This window comes from Streptomyces sp. NPDC034099 (assembly GCF_055575415.1).
On the sequence record NZ_JBVISR010000019.1, the window covers coordinates 17898 to 43799 of the forward strand.

At 74.0% G+C, this 25902-nt stretch carries 21 protein-coding genes; 14 read left to right on the plus strand and 7 right to left on the minus strand.

Annotated elements, in window-relative coordinates:
• The first annotated feature begins 7 nt into the window (after positions 1-7).
• A complete protein-coding gene (locus ACZ56V_RS35550) occupies positions 8-1096 on the plus strand; it encodes a S1C family serine protease (protein ID WP_467383298.1) in 1089 nt (362 codons plus the stop codon).
• A 42-nt stretch (positions 1097-1138) separates the two neighbouring features.
• Here ACZ56V_RS35550 and ACZ56V_RS35555 read toward each other — a convergent pair whose 3' ends face one another.
• Positions 1139-1378 (minus strand): hypothetical protein, encoded by a 240-nt coding sequence (locus ACZ56V_RS35555; protein WP_468947764.1) that lies wholly within the window; start codon positions 1376-1378, stop codon positions 1139-1141.
• A 195-nt stretch (positions 1379-1573) separates the two neighbouring features.
• On the opposite strand from ACZ56V_RS35555, the gene ACZ56V_RS35560 reads away from it, so the two are divergent.
• A complete protein-coding gene (locus ACZ56V_RS35560; RefSeq protein ID WP_467383295.1) occupies positions 1574-2773 on the plus strand; it encodes a bifunctional adenosylcobinamide kinase/adenosylcobinamide-phosphate guanylyltransferase in 1200 nt (399 codons plus the stop codon).
• On the opposite strand, the gene ACZ56V_RS35565 is transcribed toward ACZ56V_RS35560, so the two are convergent.
• On the minus strand, positions 2762-3517 hold the full coding sequence (locus tag ACZ56V_RS35565) for a class I SAM-dependent methyltransferase (RefSeq protein WP_467383293.1): 756 nt from the start codon (positions 3515-3517) through the stop codon (positions 2762-2764). The two genes, ACZ56V_RS35560 and ACZ56V_RS35565, sit on opposite strands and share 12 nt — an antisense overlap.
• A 112-nt stretch (positions 3518-3629) precedes the next feature.
• Between ACZ56V_RS35565 and cobT the strand changes: the two genes are divergently transcribed.
• Entirely contained in the window at positions 3630-4703 is a 1074-nt protein-coding gene (gene cobT, locus ACZ56V_RS35570) for a nicotinate-nucleotide--dimethylbenzimidazole phosphoribosyltransferase (RefSeq protein ID WP_468947766.1), read from the plus strand.
• Positions 4704-5163: 460 nt separating this feature from the next.
• On the opposite strand, the gene ACZ56V_RS35575 is transcribed toward cobT, so the two are convergent.
• A complete protein-coding gene (locus tag ACZ56V_RS35575) occupies positions 5164-5904 on the minus strand; it encodes a hypothetical protein (protein ID WP_468947768.1) in 741 nt (246 codons plus the stop codon).
• A 139-nt stretch (positions 5905-6043) separates the two neighbouring features.
• Between ACZ56V_RS35575 and ACZ56V_RS35580 the strand changes: the two genes are divergently transcribed.
• Positions 6044-6829 (plus strand): adenosylcobinamide-GDP ribazoletransferase, encoded by a 786-nt coding sequence (locus ACZ56V_RS35580; RefSeq protein ID WP_467383291.1) that lies wholly within the window; start codon positions 6044-6046, stop codon positions 6827-6829.
• Positions 6830-6838: 9 nt separating this feature from the next.
• Here the strand turns inward: ACZ56V_RS35580 and ACZ56V_RS35585 are convergent, their stop codons facing one another.
• Positions 6839-7627, minus strand: coding sequence for an endo alpha-1,4 polygalactosaminidase (locus tag ACZ56V_RS35585; RefSeq protein ID WP_468947770.1), 789 nt, complete (start codon positions 7625-7627; stop codon positions 6839-6841).
• A gap of 251 nt (positions 7628-7878) precedes the next feature.
• On the opposite strand from ACZ56V_RS35585, the gene ACZ56V_RS35590 reads away from it, so the two are divergent.
• The 7 genes from ACZ56V_RS35590 to ACZ56V_RS35620 all read left to right on the plus strand — a co-directional run bounded on the left by ACZ56V_RS35590 (position 7879) and on the right by ACZ56V_RS35620 (position 19067).
• Positions 7879-9417, plus strand: a complete 1539-nt coding sequence (locus ACZ56V_RS35590) for a leucyl aminopeptidase (RefSeq protein ID WP_398913897.1) — start codon at positions 7879-7881, stop codon at positions 9415-9417.
• Positions 9418-10030: 613 nt separating this feature from the next.
• Positions 10031-11419: a dihydrolipoyl dehydrogenase gene (gene lpdA / locus ACZ56V_RS35595; protein WP_356372559.1), complete on the plus strand. Its 1389-nt coding sequence runs from the start codon at positions 10031-10033 to the stop codon at positions 11417-11419.
• 62 nt (positions 11420-11481) lie between these two features.
• Positions 11482-13275 (plus strand): 2-oxoglutarate dehydrogenase, E2 component, dihydrolipoamide succinyltransferase, encoded by a 1794-nt coding sequence (sucB, locus tag ACZ56V_RS35600; protein ID WP_467383287.1) that lies wholly within the window; start codon positions 11482-11484, stop codon positions 13273-13275.
• Between the two features lie 211 nt (positions 13276-13486).
• Positions 13487-14110, plus strand: a complete 624-nt coding sequence (locus ACZ56V_RS35605; protein WP_052839895.1) for a GntR family transcriptional regulator — start codon at positions 13487-13489, stop codon at positions 14108-14110.
• Positions 14111-14478: 368 nt separating this feature from the next.
• A complete protein-coding gene (aceE, locus tag ACZ56V_RS35610) occupies positions 14479-17184 on the plus strand; it encodes a pyruvate dehydrogenase (acetyl-transferring), homodimeric type (protein ID WP_398913901.1) in 2706 nt (901 codons plus the stop codon).
• A gap of 72 nt (positions 17185-17256) precedes the next feature.
• On the plus strand, positions 17257-18240 hold the full coding sequence (locus tag ACZ56V_RS35615) for a helix-turn-helix transcriptional regulator (RefSeq protein WP_398913903.1): 984 nt from the start codon (positions 17257-17259) through the stop codon (positions 18238-18240).
• A gap of 305 nt (positions 18241-18545) precedes the next feature.
• On the plus strand, positions 18546-19067 hold the full coding sequence (locus ACZ56V_RS35620; protein ID WP_398914281.1) for a DUF4240 domain-containing protein: 522 nt from the start codon (positions 18546-18548) through the stop codon (positions 19065-19067).
• Positions 19068-19089: 22 nt separating this feature from the next.
• On the opposite strand, the gene ACZ56V_RS35625 is transcribed toward ACZ56V_RS35620, so the two are convergent.
• Positions 19090-19836 (minus strand): peptidoglycan recognition protein family protein, encoded by a 747-nt coding sequence (locus ACZ56V_RS35625; protein ID WP_468947827.1) that lies wholly within the window; start codon positions 19834-19836, stop codon positions 19090-19092.
• Between the two features lie 279 nt (positions 19837-20115).
• Between ACZ56V_RS35625 and ACZ56V_RS35630 the strand changes: the two genes are divergently transcribed.
• Positions 20116-21300: a MarP family serine protease gene (locus ACZ56V_RS35630; protein ID WP_467383283.1), complete on the plus strand. Its 1185-nt coding sequence runs from the start codon at positions 20116-20118 to the stop codon at positions 21298-21300.
• Here the strand turns inward: ACZ56V_RS35630 and ACZ56V_RS35635 are convergent.
• Positions 21290-21814 carry a GNAT family N-acetyltransferase gene (locus ACZ56V_RS35635; RefSeq protein WP_467383281.1) on the minus strand — a complete coding sequence of 175 codons (525 nt, stop codon included), beginning with the start codon at positions 21812-21814 and terminating at the stop codon, positions 21290-21292. The genes ACZ56V_RS35630 and ACZ56V_RS35635 overlap by 11 nt on opposite strands.
• Before the next feature lie 72 nt (positions 21815-21886).
• On the opposite strand from ACZ56V_RS35635, the gene ACZ56V_RS35640 reads away from it, so the two are divergent.
• Positions 21887-22831: a TIGR01777 family oxidoreductase gene (locus ACZ56V_RS35640; protein ID WP_467383279.1), complete on the plus strand. Its 945-nt coding sequence runs from the start codon at positions 21887-21889 to the stop codon at positions 22829-22831.
• Positions 22832-22986: 155 nt separating this feature from the next.
• Positions 22987-24390, plus strand: coding sequence for an NAD(P)/FAD-dependent oxidoreductase (locus ACZ56V_RS35645; RefSeq protein WP_468947774.1), 1404 nt, complete (start codon positions 22987-22989; stop codon positions 24388-24390).
• Between the two features lie 15 nt (positions 24391-24405).
• Here the strand turns inward: ACZ56V_RS35645 and ACZ56V_RS35650 are convergent, their stop codons facing one another.
• Positions 24406-25869: a regulator gene (locus ACZ56V_RS35650; protein ID WP_104630845.1), complete on the minus strand. Its 1464-nt coding sequence runs from the start codon at positions 25867-25869 to the stop codon at positions 24406-24408.
• Positions 25870-25902 lie beyond the last annotated feature (33 nt).

The following is a 25902-nucleotide window of genomic DNA, read 5'->3' on the forward strand; positions in this document are numbered from 1 at the left end:
TCGGGCCATGGACACTTCCCGCGCCCGTCCGCGCCGTCTGCTCGCCTCGGTGGCCGTGCCGGTCTGCTCCCTGCTGCTCGCGACCGGCTGTTCCGACGCCGGTCCGGGCACCGACCGGGGGTCCGGGAGCGCGCGGGAGGGCGACCCGGCGCAGGCCGCGGTGCCGCGTGCGGCCAGTGACCTGCAGGCCGACTACGAGCGGGTGATCAAGGACGTACTGCCCTCGGTCGTACAGATCCAGGCGGGCGACTCGCTGGGGTCGGGGGTCGTGTACGACGACCGGGGCCACATCGTCACCAACGCCCACGTCGTCGGCGACGGCAAGTCCTTCCGGGTGACGACGGCCCGCGCCGAGGGCTCCCTGACCGCGAAGCTGGTCTCGTCCTATCCGGAGCAGGACCTGGCGGTCATCAAGCTCGACAAGGTGCCCGACGGGATGAAGGCGGCCCGTTTCGGGGACTCCGCGAAGGTCGAGGTCGGGCAGATCGTGCTGGCGATGGGCTCGCCGCTCGGCCTGTCCTCCAGCGTGACGCAGGGTATCGTGTCGGCGACCGGGCGGACCGTGACGGAGGGCAGCAGCGGGGGCGGCACGGGCGCGACCATCGCCAACATGGTGCAGACGTCGGCGGCCATCAACCCCGGCAACAGCGGGGGCGCCCTGGTGAACCTGGACGGCCGGGTGATCGGCATCCCGACCCTGGCGGCCACCGATCCGGGCCTCGGCGACAGCGCGGCGCCCGGCATCGGCTTCGCGATCCCGGCGTCGATGGTGACGACGGTGGCCGGGCAGATCGTCAAGGACGGCAAGGTCACCGACTCGGGCCGGGCCGCGCTGGGCATCACCGCCCGCACGGTCGTCGACGACAGCTACCGCCCCGCCGGGGTGGCCGTCGTCGAGGTGAGCGACGGCGGGCCGGCCGACGACGCCGGGCTGCGGCCCGGGGACGTCGTCGTCGGGCTCGGGGACACGGACATCACCACCATCACCTCGCTGTCCGAGGCCCTGGCGTCGATGCGGCCGGGCGACCGCACCAAGGTGACGTACACCCGCAACGGCGACGAGCACACCGCCGAGGTGACGCTGGGCGAGCAGTGACGGGGGCGAAGCCGCCCCCGCCCCGCCCCCGGGCCACGACCCTCAGGCCTCGGTCCCGGCCTCCTCGGCCTCCGCCTCCTCGGCGTGCAGGCTCATCGGGCCGTAGATCTCGGCGGAGTCCTCGAAGAGCCGCACCTGGTCGGTGCCGCCCTCCTGGAGGTCCTTCCAGTGCTCCCCGATCCAGGACTCGGCGTCCCCTTGCGTGGTGAACTCCTCGGGCTGCACCGCGGGCTGGACCTCCGTCCCGCCGGCCGTCTCGAACCGCCACGTCCATGCCGCCATGTACGCCTCCAAGATGTGAGCACATGCAGAGCGGAAGCCGGATCTTGGTCCGGCCCCCGTCCGCAGCCTATGCGCTCGGCCGGGCACTCCGTAGAAGGCCGGGAGACAAGATCCGGCGACGGGAACGGCCCCGCCGCGCGCCCCCTGGGGGGACTCGGACGCGCACGTCGCCGGGCGACCGGTGAAAATCGGTGCGTGGACGTGACTCTGCTCGGCACCGGTGCCCCCGCGGGACTGCCCCGCCCCGACTGTCCCTGCGCGGCCTGTGCCGCGGCGCAGGGCGAGCACGCGCGCGCGGCGACCGCGCTGCTGGTGGACGGGGCGCTGCTGCTCGACCTGACGCCCGGCGCCGTGTTCGCCGCCGCGCGGGCCGGGCGCTCCCTGGCGGGCGTACGCCAGGTGCTGCTCTCCCACCCGCACGACGGCCCCGCCGTGGAGGTGCCGGCCGGGCTGCCGCAGCCGGGCCGGGTGCCGGACGGGCGGGAGCTGGCGCTGCTGACCGGGCACCGGGTGCGCGCGGTGGCGCTGGACGCGCCCGGCACCGGGTACGCGGTGACGGGCCCGGACGGCGGGCGGCTCCTGTACGTACCGCCGGGCGGCGCCCCGGCGGGCCTGGAGGAGCCCGCGGAGCCGTACGACCTGATCCTCGCGGACGTCGTGGGACGGCCGGACGCGCTGGCGAAGCTGCGCGCGGTGGGCGCGGCGGGCCCGACCACGGACGTCGTCGCCGTCCACCTGGACCACGACGTGCCGCCGGGCCGGGAACTCGCGCGGCGGCTCGCGGCGGCCGGCGCGCGGGCGGTACCGGACGGCACGACACTGGCGGTGGGCTCGTACGAGGACGTGCCCGACGTGCCGCGGCGCACCCTCGTGCTGGGCGGCGCCCGGTCGGGCAAGTCGGTGGAGGCGGAACGCCGGCTGGAGTCCTTCCCCGACGTGCTCTACGTCGCCACCGGCGGCTCCCGGGGCGGCGACACCGAATGGGCGGCCCGGGTCTGCGCCCACCGGGAGCGCCGCCCCGGTTCGTGGCGTACCACCGAGACCTGCGATCTCGTACCGCTCCTGAAGGACGAGGGCCCGCCCCTCCTCGTCGACTGCCTGTCCCTGTGGCTGACGGACGCGATGGACGCGGTCGGCGCGTGGGACGACGCGGAGTGGGCCGACGGCGGCGAACGGGCGCTCAGGGACCGGGTGCGGGAGCTGACCGAGGCGGTCCGCGCCACCCGGCGCACGCTGGTGGCGGTGTCGAACGAGGTCGGCTCGGGCATCGTCCCGGCCACGGCGTCCGGCCGCCGCTACCGCGACGAACTCGGCCGCCTGAACGCGTCGTTCGCCGCCGAGTGCGAGCAGGTCGTCCTCGTGGTGGCGGGCCAGGCGCTGGTGCTACGCGGCTGAGGCGTCCTTGCGCGCGATGACGCGGTGCCCCCGGGCGCCGGTGAGGATCGTGCAGCCCTGGGCCACCAGTTCGGCGCTCAGCCCGACGGGGTGGCCCGGCATCACACGACGCGGATCGGCCACGTCGACGAGCAGATGCCCGCCGGGCCGCAGCGCCCCCAGCGCGGCCCGCAGTTCCGTCCGCGGGTCCGGAACCCGCTCCAGGTACTGGAAGAGGCTGACCACGTCGTAGCGCTCCCGCACCCGGACCGCGACATGGTGGTCCGTCAGACGCCCGACGAACGCCTCCTCCACCCGCTCGACGACGCGGGCCCGCAGCACACGGGGGGTGGGGTCCAGGCCGTCGAACGAGGTGTACGGGAAGTACGCACGGGCGGCCAGCGGGAAGTCGGCGTCCCCGGTGCCGACGTCCAGCCAGCTCTCGGGCTCGGGACAGCGGCGGACCATCGCCCGCGCGGCCAGCACGTGCCCGATCCGGACGCCGGCCCGGACCAGGGGGTGTTCGGGCCCGGGCGTGAGCGGCGGATTGCGGAAGACGTGCCGGCAGTCGGAGCACCGCTCGACCGGTGACCGGTGGGGCGCTCCCTGCCGCGGCCCGTCGCCGCGCCGCCGGGCCCGCAGCCGCCGCGAGCCGCACCAGGGGCAGTCCTCGCGGTACGGCCCGTACGAGGGGACGGGAGGCACCGAGGGGGCGGAGGTTCCGGACACGGGCGGCTCCCGACACAAGATCACAGGTAACGACATTCCAGGCAAAACGTTACGTAGGTGAGCGCGCTCAGGCGTGCAACGACGCTGCCCGGGCGTGCTGCCCACGGGCCCTCCTTGGCGTTCGACCGGGGCCGGTACTGTTCGGCGAATGAGCTCGCTGAATCTCGACGACTTCACCGACCTGATCGAGCGCCCCGACGGCGGGGTACGCCGCGACGCCGAGGCGCGCCGGGAGCGTCAGGTCGTTCCGCCCGGATCGCTGGGCCGCCTCGACGGCCTGGGCGAGTGGCTGTCGGCGGCCCAGTCCGCCGTACCGGTGCGCCCCGTCGTACGCCCCCGGGTGGTGCTGTTCGCCGGTGACCACAAGGTGGCCGAGCTGGGCGTGTCGGCGCGGCCCGCGGGCGGTGGCGGTGAGCTGGTGCGCGAGGTGCTGGAGGGGGGCCGGCCGGTGTCGGTGCTCGCCAGGCGTCTGGACGTGCCCGTGCGCGTCGTCGACCTGGCCCTGGACTGCGACCCGGAGACGCTGCCGGCCGAGGTGGCGGGACACCGGGTGCGGCGCGGTGGCGGCCGCATCGACATCGAGGACGCGCTGACCCCCGAGGAGGCGGAGGCGGCCTTCCGGGCGGGGATGGCGGTGGCCGACGAGGAGGCCGACTCGGGCACGGATCTGGTGGTGCTCGGCGATGTGAGCGTGGGCGGTACGACCGCGGCGGGCGTGCTGGTCGCGGCGCTGTGCGGGACGGACGCGTCGGTCGTCACCGGCCGGGGCGGGCTGCCGATCGACGACCTGGCCTGGATGCGCAAGTGCGCGGCGATCCGTGACGCGCTGCGCCGCGCGCGGCCCGTCCTCGGCGACCAGTTGCAACTCCTCGCCACGGTCGGCGGCGCGGACCTCACCGCCATGACGGGCTTCCTGCTGCAGAGCGCGGTGCGGAAGATGCCGGTGATCCTGGACGGCGTCGTGACGGCGGCGTGCGCGCTGGTCGGGCAGCGGGTCGCCTTCCGGGCGCCGGACTGGTGGCTGGCCGCGCACGACAGCGGGGAGCCGGGGCAGGCCAAGGCGCTGGACCGGATGGCCATGGAGCCGCTGCTGTCCCAGGGCGTGAAGGTGGGCGAGGGCGCGGGTGGACTGCTGGCGCTGCCCCTGGTCCAGGCCGCGGCGTCGCTGGCGGCGGAACTGCCGGAAATCTCCGACGGTGAGGCCGCGACCGGGGGCGAGTGAACGCGGTGCCGTGGTGCGGGGTTCCTTGGTCACCCGGCGCGGGTGTGGGCCGCGGAGTGGGGGACGCTGACCGGCGCTGGCCGAGTGCCTCCCCCACTCTCGGCTTCGCTCGAGCGGGAGGTACCCCCACCGCCCACCCGTGCCGCCTGGGGGTACCTCCCAGGCCGTTCAGGCACTGGGGGAGGCACGACTGCCCGCAGCTGGGGCGGGAGAGCCGCGTACGGCGGGGCGGGGGCCCCGGAGGGATGGCGAGCCGCAGGCGCGCACGGCGGGAAGGGGCCGTGTCGGGGGGGGGGTGTCCGCCCGCAGCGGTTGGCGCGTCAACGCCCCGCACCTCTTCAAGTGACCGATTCCGCGCCGTTCCGAGGACGGACACCCCCCGGCGCGGCCCCGACCCACCCACCGAACCCAAGGTGCTGCGCGCACCCCCACCGAACCCGCACAGGCGCCGCAGGCACCCTCACCGTGGGTCCGGGCGGCCGCCGATCCAGTCCTGGACGACGCGGCGTGGGCCGGACCAGCGGCGGTCGTGGTGGTAGGCGCGCAGCCGGGCCCGTGCCCGGGCGCGCGGGCGGCGGGCGTAGAAGCGGCGGGCCCACGGGGAGCCCGGCCGGGCCAGGCGGACCGCGCCGATCGGGGCGATCACCGGCACGATGACCCCGAAGATCGCCAGCCGTGCCTTGCCCTTGGCCAGGGCGAGGAGGGAGAAGAAGAAGTTCCCCGCGACGGTCGCGATGACATTCGCGCGGTCCTGCAACTCGTCCTGGGACATCCCGTCGACACCGAACGGCGTGAACCCCGCGAGGACCAGCCCGACCAGGGCCGCGGTGAGCACCACGACCTCCACGCTCTTGCGCCCCGCCTCGGTCCAGTACACGTCGTCGAGGTGCAGGATCAGCGCGAACTCGTCCAGCACGAGCCCCGCCCCGATCCCGAAGACCACCGCCGCGAACGCCGACCCGAACCCGTGCCGGCCCCCCGCGACCGCGCCGAACCCGCCGATGACGGTGAGCACGATCCCCGGGACCACGTGGTGGATGTGCACCCCGCCCGCCTTGACGTTCCCGAAGGGCCCCTTGCCCGCCCGGATCAGTCGCGTGATCACCCGGGTGACCACGAACGTCAGCACGAACGCCGCCAGCGCGAGGAGCAGCGGCAGCTTGCCCGGTTCCACGATGTTGCGCTGCCACCAATCTCCCATATGCGCACGTTACGGCGATACGTCAGCCGTGGTCGTGCCGCTCGCGCTGTTCCGGCCGGTGGTCCGGGGGTTGTCCCCCGGATGACGCAGCATCCCGAGGCCGGTCAACGCCCCTCCGACCGCCGGGTAGTCTGCGCCGGTGCTCAGGACTCCCTCCCCCGACGGCCTCCGTTTCGCCTTCGGCACCCTCACCGTGCTCCCGGTCAACGTCACCCGCTGGGACCGGGACGCCGCGCGCGGCGGCATGCTGTGGGCCCCGCTGGCCGGACTGGCCGTCGGTGTCGCCGCCGCGGGCACCGGGCTCCTGCTGCTGCTCCTGGGCGCGGGACACCTGCTCGCGGCGGTCGCCACGGCCGCCGTCCCCGCCGTGCTCACCCGCGGACTGCACCTGGACGGGCTGGCCGACACCGCCGACGGACTGGGCAGCGGCAAGCCCGCCGAGGACGCCCTGCGGATCATGAAGCAGTCGGACATCGGACCGTTCGGCGTGCTCACCCTGCTGTTCACCCTGCTCGCCCAGGTGGCCGCCCTCGCCCAGGCCTACGACGGCTCGTGGGCCCGGGGCGCGCTCGCCGCCGTGGTCTCGGCGACCGCCGCCCGGCTGGCGCTCACGACGGCGGCCCGGACCGGGGTGCCCGCCGCCCGTCCGGAGGGCCTGGGCGCGGCGGTCGCCGGGGTGGTCCCGGCCGGCGGGGCGCTGGCCGCGGCGGCGGTCGTCACCCTCGCCGCCGGCGCGACGGCGGGCGCGTACCTGGGCCCGTACGACGCACTGCGCACGGCACTCGCCGTGGTGTGCGCCGCCGTGGCGGCCGAACTCCTGCTGCGCCACTGCGTCCGCCGCTTCGGCGGCGTCACCGGCGACGTCTTCGGCGGCGTCGCGGAGACGGCGGCCACGACCGCCCTCGTGGTCCTCGTCCTCGGTTGAGCCGCGGGCTCAGCACGCCTCGCGCCACGCGTCCAGCTCGTACCTCTTCAGCATCGAACTGAGCCGCAGCTCCCGGGAGTCGACGCAGAAGCGTTCCGTCGGCAGCTCGTACTCGACGTGGAAGACCGCCTTGTCCGCGTCGACGAACGGCTGGTTGTCGGCGCACTCGCCGTACTGGGCGCACTGTTCGTTGACGGCGAAGTCGAAGTCGTCCACCAGTTCCGGGATCTGGTCCAGGTCGTTCTTCAGGCCGACGGCCATCCCGCGCTCGTGGGCGAGCTTGGCGATCAGCCGGTTGTAGCGGAGCTGGTCCTCGCCGGTGAGCGGGAAGCCGGTCTCGTTCTTGTAGCCGTCCATGTTGTCGGGTTCGACCGCGTCGAAGCCCTTCTCGCGGCACATGTCGAGGCGTTCGGCCATCAGCGGCTCCAGGACGTCCGTCGCGCGGATGTCCAGCCACCGCTCGCCCTCCCAGCCGTTGCCCTTGCCCAGCACCGCCGCCGGGAACTTGTCCGCGTCGGGCCGGAAGTCCTCCCAGGCGCCGGTGGAGACGTAGCAGATGACCTTGCGGCCGTCCTCGTGCAGCCCGGCGACGGTGGCCTTGCCGTGGTCGAAGCCGTCGATGTCGTAGACCGGTACGTCGACGGACGTGTCGAGCTTGCCGCTGAGCTGCCACTGCCAGTCGGTGCCGGGCGTCGGACGCCAGCGGTCGGCGGCCTCGCCGTCGTCGCCGCCGGGGGCCGACGTGCAGCCCGCCAGGAGCAGCAGGAGGAGGGCTGTCGACAGGACCGGGCGTCTCACGGGAAGTGCTCCAGGGTGCGGGAGGGATGTGCGGCATACCTCCGGAATGATCTCCCATCCGCACAGCCGCGGGGAAACCGCGGCCCCGCGGGAGGGAGCCCGGCGGGGCGCGAGCGTAGGCTCGTGCCGGGTGTTCGCCTGCCCAGGCGAGGACCGCATCGCAGGAGGGATCTAGGGTCGGATGTCGGGCCCGGTCGACCCACCCGCATTCGGCCACACCAGACTTCATACGGAAGCGAGATTTCACCACCGTGACTGCTCTCACTCTCTCCACCGCCGCGGCGCCCGGCCTCCGGGCCGACGCGATCGTGATCGGCGTCGCCAAGGGCGCAGGCGGCCCGTCCGTCGCCCCGGGCGCCGAGGCCGTGGACAAGGCGTACGACGGCCGGCTCGCCGGCGTCCTGGAGACCCTCGGTGCCTCGGGCGCCGAGGGCGAGGTGACGAAGCTGCCCGCTCCGGCCGGTTTCAAGGCGCCCGTCGTGGTGGCGGTGGGCCTCGGTGCCGAGCCCGAGAAGGACGCCGGTTTCGACCCCGAGGCGCTGCGCCGGGCCGCCGGTGCGGCCGCCCGTGCGCTGGCCGGCGCCAAGAAGGCCGCCTTCGCCCTGCCGCTCGCCGAGCCCGCCGACGCCGGTTTCGTCGCCGAGGGCGTGCTGCTCGGCGCGTACTCCTTCGACGCGTACAAGGAGTCCGCCAAGGACGCCAAGGGCGCCCGGGCGAAGGGCAACGGCAAGGCTCCCCTGGCGGAGGCCGCGCTGCTCGGCGGCAAGCCCCGCGACAAGGCGTACAAGGCGGCGATCGAGCGTGCCACGGCCGTCGCCGAGGAGCTGAACCGCGCCCGCGACCTGGTCAACACCCCGCCGAACGACCTCAACCCGGAGGCCTTCGCGGCGGTGGCGCAGGCGGCCGCCAAGGAGCACGGCATCAAGGTGCAGGTGCTCGACGAGAAGGCGCTCGTCAAGGGCGGCTACGGCGGCATCCTCGGCGTCGGCGCCGGTTCGGCGTCGGGTCCGCGGCTGGTGAAGCTGTCGTACACCTCGCCCAAGGCGAAGAAGTCCCTCGCCTTCGTCGGCAAGGGCATCACCTACGACTCGGGCGGCATCTCGCTGAAGCCGGCCGGGCACAACGAGACGATGAAGTGCGACATGGCCGGTGCCGCCGCCGTGTTCGCCGCGGTCGTCGCCGCCGCGCGGCTCGGCCTGGAGGTCAACGTGACCGGCTGGCTGGCGCTGGCCGAGAACATGCCGTCCGGCTCCGCCACCCGCCCGGGTGACGTGCTGCGGATGTACAGCGGCAAGACGGTGGAGGTGCTCAACACCGACGCCGAGGGCCGGCTCGTGCTCGCCGACGCGCTGTGGGCGGCCTCGCAGGAGAAGCCGGACGCGATCATCGACGTGGCGACCCTGACCGGCGCGATGATGCTCGCGCTGGGCAGCCGTACGTACGGGATCATGGCGAACGACGACGCGTTCCGCTCCGCGGTGCACGAGGCGGCGGAGGAGTCCGGCGAGCCGGCGTGGCCGATGCCGCTGCCGGAGCACCTGCGCAAGGGCATGGACTCGCCGACCGCGGACATCGCGAACATGGGTGAGCGGATGGGCGGCGGTCTGGTGGCCGGTCTGTTCCTGCGGGAGTTCGTCGGCGAGGGCATCACATGGGCGCACCTGGACATCGCGGGTCCGGCCTTCAACGAGGGCGGGCCGTTCGGGTACACGCCGAAGGGCGGCACGGGGACGGCGGTGCGGACGCTGGTGCGGGTCGCCGAGCGGGTTGCCCTCGGCGATCTCGGCTGACGTACGCCTGAGAACTCGGGGGGTGCGGGTGGTTGTGCGGCTGCGGGCCCGTCGTGGCTCGTCGCGCAGTTCCCCGCGCCCCTTGGCGGCGGCTGTTGCCGCGTCGGCGAAGAAGAACCGCAGACCGTCGCGCCCACGCGGCGGAGCCGCAGATCGACACAGCCCCGCGCCCCTTGGCGGCGGCTGTTGCCGCGTCGGCCAAGAAGAACCGCAGACCGTCGCGCCCACGCGGCGGAGCCGCAGATCGACACAGCCCCGCGCCCCTTGGCGGCGGCTGTTGCCGCGTCGGCCAAGAAGAACCGCAGACCGTCGCGCCCACGCGGCGGAGCCGCAGATCGACACAGCCCCGCGCCCCTTGGCCGGCTGTTGCCGCGTCGGCCAAGAAGAACCGCAGACCGTCGCGCCCACGCGGCGGAGCCGCAGGACAATGCCGCTCACATGAACGTGGGGCGTCTCACACCCCGGCCCCACGTCTCGTTCGCCTCTCACAAGTGCGAAGATGGAGCCCGGCAGGACAGGGCCCACCCAAGGGCCGAGAACAATGAGCGGCCGGACACCAGCCGCCGACCGGTCACTGGAGACCGGCGTGGCGCACATGCATGGAGGACGTGACGTGGCGAACGACGCCAGCACCGTTTTCGACCTAGTGATCCTCGGCGGTGGTAGCGGTGGTTACGCCGCGGCCCTGCGCGGGGCGCAGCTGGGCCTGGACGTCGCCCTGATCGAGAAGAACAAGCTTGGCGGCACCTGCCTGCACAACGGCTGTATTCCCACCAAGGCCCTGCTCCACGCGGGCGAGGTCGCCGACCAGTCCCGCGAGAGCGAGCAGTTCGGCGTCAAGACGTCCTTCGAGGGCGTCGACATGGCCGGCGTGCACAAGTACAAGGACGAGGTGATCGCCGGCCTGTACAAGGGTCTGCAGGGTCTGGTCGCCTCCCGCAAGATCACCTACATCGAGGGTGAGGGCCGGCTCTCCTCCCCCACCTCCGTCGACGTCAACGGCCAGCGTGTCCAGGGCCGCCACGTCCTGCTGGCGACCGGCTCCGTGCCGAAGACCCTGCCGGGCCTGGAGATCGACGGCGACCGGATCATCTCCTCGGACCACGCCCTCACGCTCGACCGCGTGCCGAAGTCCGCGATCGTGCTGGGCGGCGGCGTCATCGGCGTCGAGTTCGCCTCCGCGTGGAAGTCCTTCGGTTCCGAGGTCACGGTCATCGAGGGCCTCAAGCACCTGGTCCCGGTCGAGGACGAGAACAGCTCCAAGCTCCTGGAGCGCGCCTTCCGCAAGCGGGGCATCAAGTTCAACCTGGGCACCTTCTTCCAGAAGGCCGAGTACACCCAGGACGGCGTCAAGGTCACCCTCGCCGACGGCAAGGAGTTCGAGGCCGAGGTCCTGCTCGTCGCCATCGGCCGCGGTCCGGTCTCGCAGGGCCTGGGCTACGAGGAGAACGGCGTCGCGATGGACCGCGGCTTCGTCCTCGTCGACGAGTACATGCGGACCAACGTCCCGACCATCTCCGCCGTCGGTGACCTCGTTCCCACCCTCCAGCTCGCGCACGTCGGCTTCGCCGAGGGCATCCTGGTGGCGGAGCGGCTCGCCGGCCTGAAGACCGTGCCGGTCGACTACGACGGCGTGCCGCGGGTGACGTACTGCCACCCGGAGGTCGCCTCCGTCGGTCTCACCGAGGCCAAGGCGAAGGAGGTCTACGGCGCGGACAAGGTCGTCTCCATCAAGTTCCCCCTGGGCGGCAACGGCAAGAGCCGCATCCTGAAGACCGCGGGCGAGATCAAGCTGGTCCAGGTCAAGGACGGGGCCGTGGTCGGCGTCCACATGGTCGGCGACCGTATGGGCGAGCAGGTCGGCGAGGCGCAGCTGATCTACAACTGGGAGGCGCTGCCGGCCGAGGTGGCCCAGCTCATCCACGCCCACCCGACGCAGAACGAGGCGCTCGGCGAGGCCCACCTGGCGCTGGCCGGCAAGCCGCTCCACATGCACGACTGACCGCTTCGGTCTTCGGGCGCGACGACACAGACTTCCGCAATTCGTAAGGAGCAACCGAAACCATGGCGGTTTCCGTAACCCTTCCGGCGCTCGGCGAGAGCGTCACCGAGGGCACCGTCACCCGCTGGCTGAAGGCCGAGGGTGAGCGCGTCGAGGCCGACGAGCCGTTGCTCGAGGTCTCGACGGACAAGGTCGACACCGAGATCCCGGCCCCCGCCTCGGGCGTGCTGTCCTCCATCAAGGTCGCCGAGGACGAGACCGTCGAGGTCGGCGCCGAGCTGGCGCTGATCGACGACGGCAGCGGTGCCCCGGCCGCCGAGCAGGCCCCGCAGGCCGAGCAGGCCGCCGAGCCCGCTCCCGAGCCCGCGGCTGCCGCCCCGTCCACCGAGCAGGCCGCCCCGGCGCCCGCTCCGAGCGCCGAGCAGTCCACCGGCGGCGGCTCCGCCGAGGGCACCGACGTGGTCCTGCCCGCGCTCGGCGAGTCCGTCACCGAGGGCACCGTCACCCGCTGGCTGAAGTCGGTCGGTGACAGCGTCGAGGAGGACGAGCCGCTGCTCGAGGTCTCGACGGACAAGGTCGACACCGAGATCCCGGCCCCCGCCTCCGGCACCCTGCTGGAGATCGTGGTCGGCGAGGACGAGACCGCCGAGGTCGGCGCCAAGCTCGCCGTCATCGGCGCCGCGGGTGCCGCCCCGGCGGCCGCCCCGGCCCAGGAGGCCCCGGCCGCCCCGGCCCAGCCCGAGCCCACCCCGGCTCCGGCTCCGGCAGCCCCGGCTCCCGCGCAGGCTGCTCCGGCCCAGGCTCCGGCCGCCCCGGCCCCTGCCCCGCAGGCGCCGCCGGCTCCCGCCCCGCAGCCCGCCGCCCCGGCGCCCGCGCCGGCCCAGGCCGCCGCTCCGGCTGCCCCGGCCGCCGCCCAGCCGGTGGACGACGGTGCCTACGTCACCCCGCTGGTGCGCAAGCTCGCCGCCGAGAACGGCGTCGACCTGTCCAGCGTCAAGGGCACCGGCGTCGGCGGCCGTATCCGCAAGCAGGACGTCATCGCCGCCGCCGAGGCAGCGAAGGCCGCCGCTCCGGCCCCGGCCGCCGCTGCCGCCGCGCCCGCCGCGAAGAAGGCCCCCACCCTGGAGGCCTCCCCGCTGCGGGGCCAGACCGTCAAGATGCCGCGCATCCGCAAGGTCATCGGCGACAACATGGTCAAGGCGCTGCACGAGCAGGCCCAGCTCTCGTCGGTCGTCGAGGTCGACGTCACCCGTCTGATGAAGCTGCGCGCCCGTGCCAAGGACGCGTTCGCGGCGCGTGAGGGCGTCAAGCTCTCGCCGATGCCGTTCTTCGTCAAGGCCGCGGCCCAGGCGCTGAAGGCGCACGCGCCGGTCAACGCCAAGATCAACGAGGCCGAGGGGACCATCACCTACTTCGACACCGAGAACATCGGTATCGCGGTGGACTCCGAGAAGGGCCTGATGACCCCGGTCATCAAGAACGCCGGCGACCTGAACCTGGCCGGCATCGCCAAGGCGACCGCCGACCTGGCGGGCAAGGTCCGGGCCAGCAAGATCAGCCCGGACGAGCTGGCCGGTGCGACCTTCACCATCAGCAACACCGGTTCGCGCGGTGCGCTGTTCGACACGATCATCGTGCCGCCGGGCCAGGTCGCCATCCTCGGCATCGGTGCCACGGTCAAGCGTCCGGCCGTCATCGAGACGGAGGACGGTCCGGTCATCGGCGTCCGCGACATGACGTACCTGACCCTGTCCTACGACCACCGTCTGGTGGACGGCGCCGACGCCGCCCGCTACCTGACGGCGGTCAAGGCGATCCTGGAGGCGGGCGAGTTCGAGGTCGAGCTCGGCCTGTAGTCTCCCCCCGCCAGTGGGCCCCTGTGATGCCCCCGCCCGGAACCTTCCGGGCGGGGGCATCACCGTGTTCCGGGCGGGGCACGCTGTGTAAGTCTCGTCTCACCTGCGTCAAAGCGCCCCCGTGCGCCCTTCCCGCCCACCGTGACGGCCGTATTGTTTCTCCACGTCAGTCGCCCCAGGGTCCGAAGGGGACCCTCCCGAAGGAGCCCTCATGACCGCGCCCGTCGTCCACTCGCTGCGCGAACAGATCCGCGAGCACATCCTGGAAGGGATCATCAGCGGACGCTGGCAGCCGGGCGAGCGGATCGTGGAGCGCCGGATCGCGACCGAGCTGGAGGTCAGCCAGACGCCGGTGCGGGAGGCGCTGCGGGAGCTGGAGTCGCTGCGGCTGATCGAGTCGGCGCCGAACAAGGGCGTGCGGGTGCGCAACCTGACCGCCGCCGACCTGGAGGAGAGCTACCCGGTCCGGGCCGGCCTGGAGGCGATCGCGGCCGAGCTGGCGGCGGACCGGCTGGCCCTGGACTGCTCGGCCCTGGAGCCGCACGTCGCCGCGTTGTACGAAGCCGACCGGGTCTCCGACGGCACGGGCCAGGTGCGGCACACGGTGGGCTTCCACCGGGAGCTGGTGCGGGCGGCGGGCAACTCGGTGCTGCTGCACACGTGGGAGGGGCTGGGGATCGAGGTGTTCACGGCGCTGTCGATACGGTGGCTGGGGACGGTGCAGCAGTCGTACGCCGAGGAGCACGAGGAGCTGGTCGCGGCCTTCCGCCGCCGCGACCCCCGCATCCCGGAGATCGTCAAGTCCCACGTCCTGGGCTGCGCCCCCCGCGCCTGAGTTCCTCGCCCCGCCGCCTCTGAAGGACGGCGCAGCCGTCCAGGGGCGCGGGGAACTGCGCGAGCAACCACGACGCACCCGCGGAAGCCGTACCGCCGAACCCCCCGGGCTCATCCGCGCCCGCCCCCTCTCACCTGCACAAACCCCCCACTCCAAGGTCACCCCGTGCCACCGCCGGAGGCACCCCGTGCCGACTTTCTCGTGATCAAGAGTTTTTGCCCCTCAACCCTTTGATCGATCATCGATCAGGGAGTTACAGTCACAGACGGGCTTGCACCCAAGCCCTCAGCCCTGTCCTGCCAAAGACCTAGGGCACCCCCGAACCCTTGCCGATGAGGGAACCCCCTTCGACTGAGGAAGGCGGCGACATGACGACCGACCCCAAAGCCATCCAGCCGAGCGAGCTCGACCAGCTCCCGGACCGCGACCCCGAGGAGACCGCCGAGTGGCAGGCCTCCCTGGACGCCGTCACCCAGGCGGCCGGGCCGCACCGTGCCGCGTACCTGATGCGCCGCACGCTGGAGCGCGCCGAGGGCGCGGGCCTGGCGCTGCCGAAGCTGCTGGAGACCGACTACGTCAACTCCATCCCGACCGCCGACGAGCCCACCGTGGACGGCGACGAGGAGCTGGAGCAGCGGATCACCGCCTGGAACCGCTGGAATGCGGCGGCGATGGTGACCCGCGGCAGCAAGTACGGCGTCGGCGGCCACATCGCCACCTTCGCCTCCGCGGCCTGGCTCTACGAGACCGGCTTCAACCACTTCTTCAAGGGCAAGGAGGGTGACGGCTCCGGCGACCAGCTCTACGTCCAGGGCCACGCCTCCCCCGGCATCTACGCCCGGGCCTTCCTCGACGGCCGCCTGAACGAGGAGCAGCTCGACAACTTCCGCCGCGAGGCCGGGGGCAACGGCCTGCCGTCCTACCCGCACCCGCGCCGGCTGCCCTGGCTGTGGGAGTTCCCCACCGTCTCCATGGGCCTCGGCCCGATCTCGGCGATCTACCAGGCGCGGTTCAACCGCTACCTGACCAGCCGCGGCATCAAGGACCTGACGAACTCCCACGTGTGGGCGTTCCTCGGTGACGGCGAGATGGACGAGCCGGAGTCCACCACCGCGCTCACCCTCGCCTCCCGCGAGGGCCTGGACAACCTGACCTTCGTCATCAACTGCAACCTGCAGCGTCTCGACGGTCCGGTCCGCGCCAACTTCAAGATCGTGCAGGAGCTGGAGGCCCAGTTCCGCGGCGCCGGCTGGAACGTCGTCAAGTCGCTGTGGGGCACGGCCTGGGACGAGCTGTTCCAGCTCGACACCACCGGCGCCCTCGTACGCCGGCTGCGCGAGGTACCGGACGCCCAGGTCCAGACGTACCAGACCCGGGACGCCGCCTACATCCGCGAGGACTTCTTCGGCAAGGACCCGGCGCTCGTCGAGATGGCGAAGCTGCTGTCCGACGACAAGATCCTCGAGTGTTTCCACTACTCGCGCGGCGGCCACGAGTCCCGCAAGGTCTACGCCGCCTACCGCGCCGCGCTCGCCCACAAGGGCGCGCCGACCGTGATCCTGGCCCAGACGGTCAAGGGCCACACCCTCGGCAGCGGCTTCGCGTCCAAGAACGCCAACCACCAGATGAAGAAGCTCTCGGTGGACGAGTTCAAGGACATGCGCGACCTGCTCGGCCTGCCGATCAAGGACAGCGACTTCGTCGACGGCGTGGTCCCCTACGGCCACCCGGGCGCCGACTCCCCCGAGGTGCGCTACCTCCAGGAGCGCCGCGCCGCCCTCGGCGGTCCGGCCCCGGCCCGCCGCGTGCACCCGCTGGCGCCGCTGCCCGCGCCCGCCGACAAGGCGTTCGCGTCCTTCGACAAGGGTTCCGGCTCGCAGAACGTGGCCACCACCATGGCCTTCGTCCGCCTGGTCAAGGACCTGGTCCGGGACAAGGAGACCGGCAAGCGCTGGGTGCCGATCGTCCCCGACGAGGCCCGCACCTTCGGCATGGAGAGCCTCTTCCCGTCCCTGGGCATCTACTCCCCCAAGGGCCAGACGTACGAGCCGGTCGACCGCGACCAGCTGATGTACTACAAGGAAGCCAAGAACGGCCAGATCCTCAACGAGGGCATCACCGAGGCCGGCTCGATGGCCGACTTCATCGCCGCGTCCACCGCGTACGCGACGCACGGCGAGGCGATGATCCCGTTCTACATCTTCTACTCGATGTTCGGCTGGCAGCGCACGGCCGACCAGATGTGGCAGCTCGGCGACCAGCTCGGCCGCGGTTTCCTGGTCGGCGCCACCGCGGGCCGCACCACGCTGACCGGCGAGGGCCTGCAGCACGCGGACGGCCACTCCCCGGCCATCGCGGCGACCAACCCGGCCGCGCTGTCCTACGACCCGGCGTTCGCGTACGAGATCGCCGCGATCGTCAAGGACGGTCTGCGCCGCATGTACGGCGAGGCCGCCCCGGGCGAGGACCCGAACGTCTTCTACTACCTGACGGTCTACAACGAGCCGATGCCGCAGCCGGCCAAGCCGTCCGCGCCCGGCGTCGACGAGGGCATCGTCAAGGGCCTGTACCGCTTCAACACGGCGGAGACGGCGGGCCTGACCCCGGCCGCCAACGCCCCGCGCATCCAGCTGCTCGGCTCCGGCACGGCGATCCACTGGACGCTCAAGGCGCAGCGGCTGCTCGCCGAGGACTGGGGCGTGGCCGCCGACGTGTGGTCCGCGACCTCCTGGACGGAGCTGCGCCGGGACGCCATGGACGCCGACGCGGCGCTGCTGCGCGGCGAGGAGCGGGTGCCGTACGTCCGCCGGGCACTCCAGGGCGCCGAGGGCCCGGTCCTCGCGGTCTCCGACTACATGCGCCAGGTCCCGGACCAGATCGCGCAGTGGGTCGAGCAGGACTACTCGTCGCTCGGTGCCGACGGCTTCGGTCTGTCGGACACCCGCGACGCCGCCCGCCGCCACTTCGGCGTGGACGCCGAGTCCATCGTGGTCGCGGCCCTGGCCCAGCTCGCCAAGCGCGGCGAGGTCAAGGCGACGGCCGTGAAGGAGGCGCGCGAGCGCTACGGCCTGTAGAGGTCACGCGTCACCAACGGGAGGCCTCCGCTGCGGCGGGGGCCTCCCGGCGTTCTCCTGCATCATGTGGGGATGCGTGCTGCCCGCCTCATCAAGATGGTGCTGCTCCTCCAGTCCCGCCCGACCATGACCGCCGCCGAGCTGGCCCGGGAGCTGGAGGTGTCGGAGCGGACCGTGACGCGGGACGCGCAGGCGCTGTCGGAGGCGGGCGTGCCGGTGTACGCGGAGCGCGGGCGGGCCGGCGGCTACCGCCTGGTCGGCGGCTACCGCACCCGCCTGACCGGGCTGGCCCGGGGCGAGGCGGAGGCGCTGTTCCTGTCCGGGGTGCCCGGGGCGCTGCGCGAGATGGGCCTGGAGGACGCGGCCTCGGCGGCCCGTCTGAAGGTGTCGGCGGCCCTGCTCCCCTCCCTGCGGGACGCCTCCCGTACGGCGGCCCAGCGCTTCCACCTGGACGCGCCGAACTGGTTCCGCGAGCCGGAGACACCCGAGCTGCTGCCCGCGGTGGCGGACGCGGTCTGGGACGACCGGCGCGTCGCCGCGCGCTACCGGCGCGGGACGGACGAGGTCGTCCGCGACCTGGAGCCGTACGGCCTCGTGCTGAAGGCCGGGACCTGGTACCTGTGCGCGCGGGTCGCGGGGGCGGGGGGCGACGGACCCTTCCGTGTATACCGCATCGACCGGTTCACGGCGGTGGACGCGGGCGAGGAACGTTTCACCCGGGACGACGGCTTCGACCTGCCCGCGTTCTGGGCGGAGCGGGCCGAGCAGTTCGCGCGCTCGATCCTGCGGGCCGAGGTCGTGGTGCGGCTGTCGGAGCGGGGGGTGCGCGCGCTGCCGTACGCCGTCGACGCGCTGTCCGCCCGGGAGGCGCTGGAGGGCGCGGAGGCGCCGGACGCGGAGGGCTGGGTGACGGTGACGCTGCCGGTGGAGTCGGAGGACGTCGCGCACACGCAGCTGAGGGGGCTCGGTCCTGAGGTGGAGGTACTGGCGCCGGCGGCCCTGCGGGAGCGGTTCGCGCGGGACGCGCGGCGGTTGGCGGGGTTGTACGGGGGCTGAGCCCTCCGGGTGCCCGGGGTGGGCGCCGGGGTGGTGGGGACGCGAGCCCGGCGCCGGCCGGCTGCCGCTGCGCCCACCCGTGCCGCCTGGGGGTACCTCCCAGGCCGTTCAGGCACTGGGGGGAGGCACGACTGCCCGCAGCTACGTAGGGGGGACACCCCCCGGCGCGGCCCCGGCCCCCCACCGGACGCACCGCGCTACGCGCACCCCCACCGAATCCGCACAGGCGCCGCGGCCATCCGCACATAACGATCCGCCGCACTCCACGTGCGCCGCCCCCGCCCAGGGCCGATGCTGGACCCGTGATGGACGAGACGGAGTTCTGGGAGCTGATCGACTCGGCCCGGCAGCGTGCCGACGGCGATCCCGAGGACCAGGCCGACCTGCTCGTGGAGCGGCTGCTCGACATGGACCCGGACCTGGTGCTCGACTTCGCCCGCCACTTCGAGGCCCGTTACAACCGCGCCTGCACCTGGGACCTGTGGGGTGCCGCGTGGGTGCTGCTCGGCGGGGCCAGCGACGACGCCTTCGACTTCTTCCGGTGCTGGCTGATCGGCCAGGGGCGCGAGGTGTACGAGGGCGCGGTGCACGAGCCCGACTCGCTCGCCGAGTCGCTGGACGACTTCGACGAGGAGCTGGACGGCGACGGCGAGGAGCTGGGCTACGCGGCCGACGAGGCCTACGAGCAGCTCACCGGCACGGTGGCCCCGGACCTGGGCATCGCCCCCGCGCCCGCCGAACCGCTGGGCACGCCGATCGACCTGGAGGACGACCGGGCCCTGGCCGAGCGCCTGCCCCGCCTGTGGGCGAGGTTCGGACCGGAGTGACGCGCCTCGCCCGCCGGGACGGTCAGACCCGGCCCTGGAGGCGGGCCGCCGTGTCCCTGATGTCACCGAGGCGGGCGGCGAGGGCCGCGCCCGGACAGGTCGTCGCGTAGCCGTCGTCGTGGCCCGCCACAGCGGGCAGGGTCGCGGTGGCGCCCGAGGCGTAGCGGCTGAGGCCGTTGCTGGAGACCAGGGCGACCTCGGCGCGCGGGTCGGTGCCGGTCTCGCCGAGCTTCCAGGCGGCCACGGCGGCGATCGCGTCGGTCAGCTCGCGGGGCACGGGCACCCCGGCGGTGTAGGTGCCGAGGGCGGCGATCCCGGTGGTGCGGTGGTTGAAGCCCTGGGTGTGGGCGCCGGTGACGGGCCGGTCGATCCCGCCGGCCCGGCCCTCGTAGACGGTGCCGCAGCGGTCGACGACGAAGTTGTAGCCGATGTCGTCCCAGTCCCGGGCGCCGGTCTGGCCCTGGTACACCCCGCGCAGTATCGCCGGCACGTCCGCGCAGTCGTAGCCGTTCGGCGTGTCCGTGTGGTGGACGAAGACGGCGATCACCTTGTCGTCGTAGCGGGGGGCGGGCTGCGCGCGGGCGGCGTCGCCCAGCCAGACCGACCTGGGCACGATGTCGGGGCGGGGCGCGGCGTACCGGTCGGTGGCGGCGGCCGGGGCCGCCCCCGTGTCGGCCGCCCGTTCCACGCCGTCGGCGCACAGGAAGAGCGCGGCGACGGCGGCCAGGCCGGGCAGGGCGCCGAGCAGCACCCGGGCCGCGGCCGGCATGCGGGCGGCGCCGGGTATACGGGCGGGTCTTCGCTCCCGGGCCCGGCGCGGTCCTCGGAAGACTCGCATGGTCCTACTGTCCGGCCGTTCCGCTCTGTCCGCGATGTGGGCTGTGCCACCCGGTGGAACCATCGTCCCGGTGCGCGGCGTTTCAGGGGTGACCGCACATCTTCGCTCGCACGGGTGGCCACTTTTCGGACAGTCGCGCGACTCAGGCTGATCATCGGCCCGGTACGGCGCGTACTGAGGGTCCCGGGGTCCGGTAGAAAGGCGGTTCGCGTGGACCTGCTCGACATCGTGCTGGCGCTCGTGGTGCTGGTCTACGCGGCCTCCGGCTACCGGCGCGGACTGGTGGCGGGCTGTGTGTCGCTGGCCGGCTTCGTCGGCGGCGCGGCGCTCGGCGTCCGGGTCCTGCCGTGGGTGACGGACCTGGTGGAGCGGGGCTCGACGGCGGCGACGGTGGTCGCGGTGGTCACGGTGCTGCTGCCGGCGATGGCGGGCCACGAGCTGGCGGGACGTCTCGCCCTGCGGCTGCGCCGGGAGCTGGACGCCGGTCCGCTCCGGCTGGCCGACGGGGTCGGCGGGGCGGTGGCGAACTCGGCGGCGGCGCTGATCGTGGCGTGGGTGGCGGCGAGCGTTCTGGCGGCCTCCTCGTCCACGCTGCTCGCCTCGGCGATCCGGGACTCGTCGCTGCTGGGCGCGGTGCAGCGGGTGATGCCGGACACCACCCCCGCGTGGTTCTCCGGAGCGACGTCGGCACTCGCCGACGCGGGGTTCCCGCAGGTCTTCAACCCGTTCGAGAACGAGTCGGCCGCCGAGGTCGCCGAGCCCTCCGGAGACAGCGTCACGCCCGCGGCCACTCGCGCCGCCCGGCTCAGCACGGTGAAGGTGGAGGGCGTGACCGGCACCCAGGGCCGGGAGGGCAGCGGCTTCGTGTACGCGCCGGAGCGCGTGATGACCAACGCCCACGTGGTGGCCGGCATCGACGACCCGACCGTGCGCATCGGCGGCGTGGGCCCGGCCCGCGAGGCGCGGGTGGTGCTGTTCGACCCGGACAAGGACGTGGCCGTGCTGTACGTGCCCGGCCTGAGGGCCCCGGTGCTGCGGTTCGACGAGGACGCCTCGCGCGGCGACGCCGCGGTGGTGGCGGGCTATCCGCAGAGCGGTGACCTGGATCTGCGGGCGGCGACGGTCGCCAACCGGGTCCGCGCCACCGGGCAGAACATCTACAACGACGAGAACGTCACCCGCGAGATCTACTCGATCCGTTCCACGGTCCGCCCCGGCAACTCGGGCGGGCCGCTGCTGACCACCGACGGCCGGGTGTACGGCGTGGTGTTCGCCCGTTCCACCTCCGACGCGGAGACCGGATACGTGCTGACGGCGGCTGAGGTGGCTCCCGAGGCACGCGACGCGGCCCACGCCACGCGGGCGGTGGACACGGGCGAGCCGGTCACCTCGTGAGCACGCCCTCGGCCGGGCCGTGCGGCCCGGTCAGCATCTGCCCCATCAGCACGTCGTCGACGTACCGGCCGTCGAGGTGGAACTCCTCGGGCTGTACGCCCTCGACGACGAAGCCCTCCGACTCGTAAAGCCCCCGGGCGGCCGTGTTGTGCCCGAGGACCCGCAGGGTGATGCGGCGGAAGCCCTCCTGCCGGGCCTCCTCGACGGCGGCCCGGACCAGTGCCCGCCCCACGCCGTGGCCGCGGGCCGCGCCGGCGACGGCGAGGCCGCGGATCTGGCGGACGTGGGTGTTGGAGGCCAGCGGGGTGGGAAAGCCGAGGCGGACGTAGCCGACGACGGCGCCGTCGAGTTCGGCGACCAGGTGGGCGTCGGGCCCGCAGATGTCGCGGAAGAAGGGGTCGTCCGGCCCGGGCGGGGGCGAGACGGCGTGGAGAGGGGACCAGGTCTCCAGGTCGATCCGGCGCAGCGGCTCTTCGTCCTCTGACCTGGCGCGGCGTATGTGCGGGGCTGGCATGACGGTCACTGTACGACGCGGTGAGGGGGACCGTTCCGGGGTTTTCTCCGGGCCACCCGGCAGGATGGGCCCATGGACGACGGACGCGTGAACGGCGGGCACATGGACAAACGCGCCGGCAGGGGACGTTCCCGCGTCGCGGTGGCCGGTGCGTCCGGTCTCATCGGCGGCGCGCTGGCGCGGTCCCTGGCGGCGGACGGGCACGAGGTGTGCCGCCTGGTGCGGCGCGCGCCCGAGGGCCCGGGAGAGGTCCGCTGGGACCCCGAGAACGGGTGGGTGGACGCGGCCGCGCTGGAGGGCTGCGACGCGGTGGTCAATCTGGCCGGGGCCGGGGTGGGCGACCGCCGCTGGACCGACGCCTACAAGACCCTCATCCGCAGCAGCCGGGTGCACGGCACGACGGCGCTCGCGGAGGCCGTCGCCGCGATGGAGCGGCCGCCGCGCGTCTTCGTGAACGGCAGTGCGATGGGCTACTACGGGGAGACCGGCGACCGGCCCGTGGACGAGAGCGCGCCCCCGGGCGAGGGCTTCCTGCCGGGTCTGTGCGTGGAGTGGGAGGCCGCGGCGGCCCCCGCCCGGGAGGCGGGCGTGCGGACGGTGTTCCCGCGCACCGGTCTGGTCGTCGCGCGCGGGGGCGGCGCCTGGGGCCGGCTCTTCCCGCTCTTCCGGGCGGGGCTCGGCGGACGGCTGGGTGACGGCTCGCAGTACTGGTCCTTCGTCGCGCTGCACGACGAGGTGGCGGCGATCCGGCACCTCATGGACCGCGACGACCTGTCCGGCCCCTTCAACCTGACCGCCCCGCAGCCGGTGACGAACCGTGAGGTGACGGTGGCCATGGGCCGGGTGCTGCACCGTCCGGCGCCGTTCGCGGTGCCCGCGCCGGTCCTGCGGGCGGTGCTCGGCGAGATGGCGGGCGACGTCCTCGGCAGCGCCCGGGTCCTGCCGGCCCGCCTCCTGGAGTCGGGCTTCCGCTTCGCGTTCCCGGAGATCGACGGGGCGATCCGGGCGGCGCTGTAGGCGGGTCGGTATGCGACCGCCGTGCGACCGTGTGCTGCCTCCGTGCGATTCCCGTTGACCGCTGCGGACCCTAACCTCGTCTTGAACTCGGGTATTCCTCAAGCCTGTTGGGGGCATGACGTCTCCAGCGGCCGCGCAACCTCGAGGAGGGGCACGTGCTTGAGCCCGCGTACCAGGCGGACGTCGTCGTCGTGGGGGCCGGGATCGCCGGACTCGCCGCGGCGCAACGGCTGACCAGCGCAGGAGTGACGACCACGGTCCTGGAGGCCACCCATACGGTGGGCGGCCGGATGGCCACCGAGAAGGTCGACGGTTTCCGGCTCGACAGAATCGGACAGCCGCTGTCCACGGCGTATCCCGAACTGCGCCGCACCCCCGGGCTCGACGGCCTCGCGCTGCTGCCCTTCGCCCCCGGGGTCCTGCTGCACAGCGAGGGCCGTCACCACCGCGCGGGCGCCCCGGCGGGCGTACGGAGCGCACGGGGCGCACTCCATGCCGTGCGCGCCCTCGCGAGCGCCCCCCGCTCGATGCCCGCGCCCCGGCGCCCGATCGGTCCGCCCGCCGCGTCCGGCGGGCCCGCCGACGCGCCCCGCACCCGGGCCGGTGCCCCGCTCGGCACGGCCGTGGACCAGGCCCGGCTCGGTGCCGCGCTGGCCCGGCTCGCGCACACACCGGCCGAACGGCTGCTGGCCCGGCCGGAGCTGCCCGCCGCCCGGGCACTGGCGGCCCGCGGACTGCCGCCCCGCACCATCGACGGCTTCCTGCGCCCGCTGCTCGCCGCCCTGCTGTACGACCCGGACCTCACGACGTCCAGCCGGTGCGCGGACCTCGCGCTGCGCGCCTTCGCCGGCGGACGGCTCGCGCTGCCGGAGGGCGGCGCCGAGGCACTGCCGGAGCACATGGCGCGGTCCCTGCCGCCGGGCACCGTGCACACCGGCGTCCGCGTCACCTCGGTCGCGACCAACGCCGTGACCACCGCGGAGCACGGCGTCATCCGCTGCCGGGCCGTGCTGGTGGCGACCGACGCCCGTGCGGCGGCCGAACTGCTGCCGGGTCTGAGGGTGCCGGACTTCCACCCGGTGACGGTGGTCCACCACACGACCGACGAGCCGACGACCACCGGCGCGGCCCTGCTGCTCGACGCCGACCGGGGCGGCCCGGTCGCCCACACGGCGCAGATCAGCCAGGTGGACCCGTCCCGCGCGCCCGCCGGACGCACCCTGGTCTCCTCGACGGTCCTCGGCCCTCCCCCGCCCGATCCCGACACCGCCGTACGCATGCACCTCTCCCGCCTCTACGGCACCCCCACCACCCGCTGGGAGACCCTCGCCGTGCACCACACGCCCGAGGCGGTGCCCGCGATGCGCCCGCCGCACGACCCGCGCAGGCCGGTACGGCTGCTGGCCGGGCTGTACGTGTGCGGCGACCACCGCGACACCAGCACCGCCCAGGGCGCGCTGCACTCGGGCCACCGGGCCGCGGCGGCGATCCTGACCGACCTGGGCGCGGGCCGGCCGATGCACTCGGCGGAACCGACGGCGACGGCCCACGCGGCCTAGGCCCGGGGTCCGGCGCTATCCCAGGGCGGCCACCTTGTCCCGGTAGCCCCGTACCGGGGCGGCGTCCCGGTACGGCTCCAGGCGGCGCTCGAAGTCGCGGACGTACTCCGCGGCCCGCACCGAGCGCATCTCGGCCGCCTGCCCCGCCGCCTCGGCGGCCAGCTGGCAGGCCTGGTCCAGCTCGCCGAGACCGAGGCGCGCGGTGGCGAGGACGACCCGGCAGAACAGCCGGCTGCGAGCGTAGACCGGCGCGCGCAGTTGCAGCGAGCGCTCCGCGTGCTGGGCGGCGGCGCGGAACTGCTGCAGGTCGCGGTGGCAGTGCCCGAACTCGTCGGCGAGCTGCGCCTCGTCGAAGAAGCGCGCCCAGTGCGGCACCTCGTCGCCGGGCCGGGCGGCCTCCATCGCGCGCTCGGCCCGCACCAGCGCCGCCGTGCACGCCCGCACCTCCCCGAGGACGCCGTGCGCCCGCGCCTCGGCGGCGTGCAGCAGGGTCTGCACGACCGGCGGCGCGGAGGTCCCCACGCCCTGCTGGGCCACCCGGGCGAGCTGCACGGCCTCCCGCCCGTGGCCCAGGTAGACGGCCTGCCGGCTCATGGTGACCAGCACGTACGAGCCGTACGCCCGGTCCGCCGCCGCCTGCGACAGCCGCAGCGCCTGCACGAAGTACCGCTGGGCGAGACCGTGCGCGGCGATGTCGTACGAGGTCCAGCCCGCGAGCCGGGTGAGGTCGGCGGCGGCCGCGAAGAGGCGGCGGCCGGTCTGCTCGCCGTAGGTGCCGCGGAGCATCGGTTCCAGCTCGTGCTCCAGGTAGCGCACCAGGGCCTGGCGGGCGTGGCCCCCGCCGTACCGGTCGTCGAGGCTGCGGAACAGCTCGCCGACCGAGCGCAGCGCGGCGAGGTCGCCGCCGCTGACCTTCTGGCCGGGGCCGCGCTCGGCGGGGGCCCGGCGCCTGGACGGGTCGAGCGGGACGGCGAGCCTGGGGGTCGAGGGGCGGCCCTGCGCGGGGATGCGGACGGGCACCTCGGTGCGGGCCACCTTCTCGTCGGCGCGGCCGATCAGCCAGTCGCGGCTGGGCACCACGAGCCCGGCCGGAGTGAAGGCGATCTTCCGCAGTTCGGCGTGGCTGCCGGAGTCCTTGCGCCACAGCCCGCCGACGATGTCGACGGCCTCTTCCGGGCTCCCGGCGAACTCCAGGCCCGCGTAGACGGGCGCGCAGGCGTCCAGGCCGAGGTCCTGGGCGGTCAGGCGGCGGCCCAGGCGCCGGGTGAAGACCTCGGCGATCAGGGCCGGGGTGGTGCCGCGGGGCTGCTGACCGCGCAGCCACCGGGTGACGGACGTCTTGTCATATCTCAGGTCCAGGCCGTGTTCGAGTCCCAGCTGGTCGACGCGACGCGCGAGACCCGCGTTCGAGAACCCCGCTTCGGCGATGAGCGCGGCGAGCTGGCGGTTGGGGGTGCGCTGCGCGGGTCGTTCCGTCATGGTGCGGTGCGGTCTCCTGCCTTCCGGGCGTTC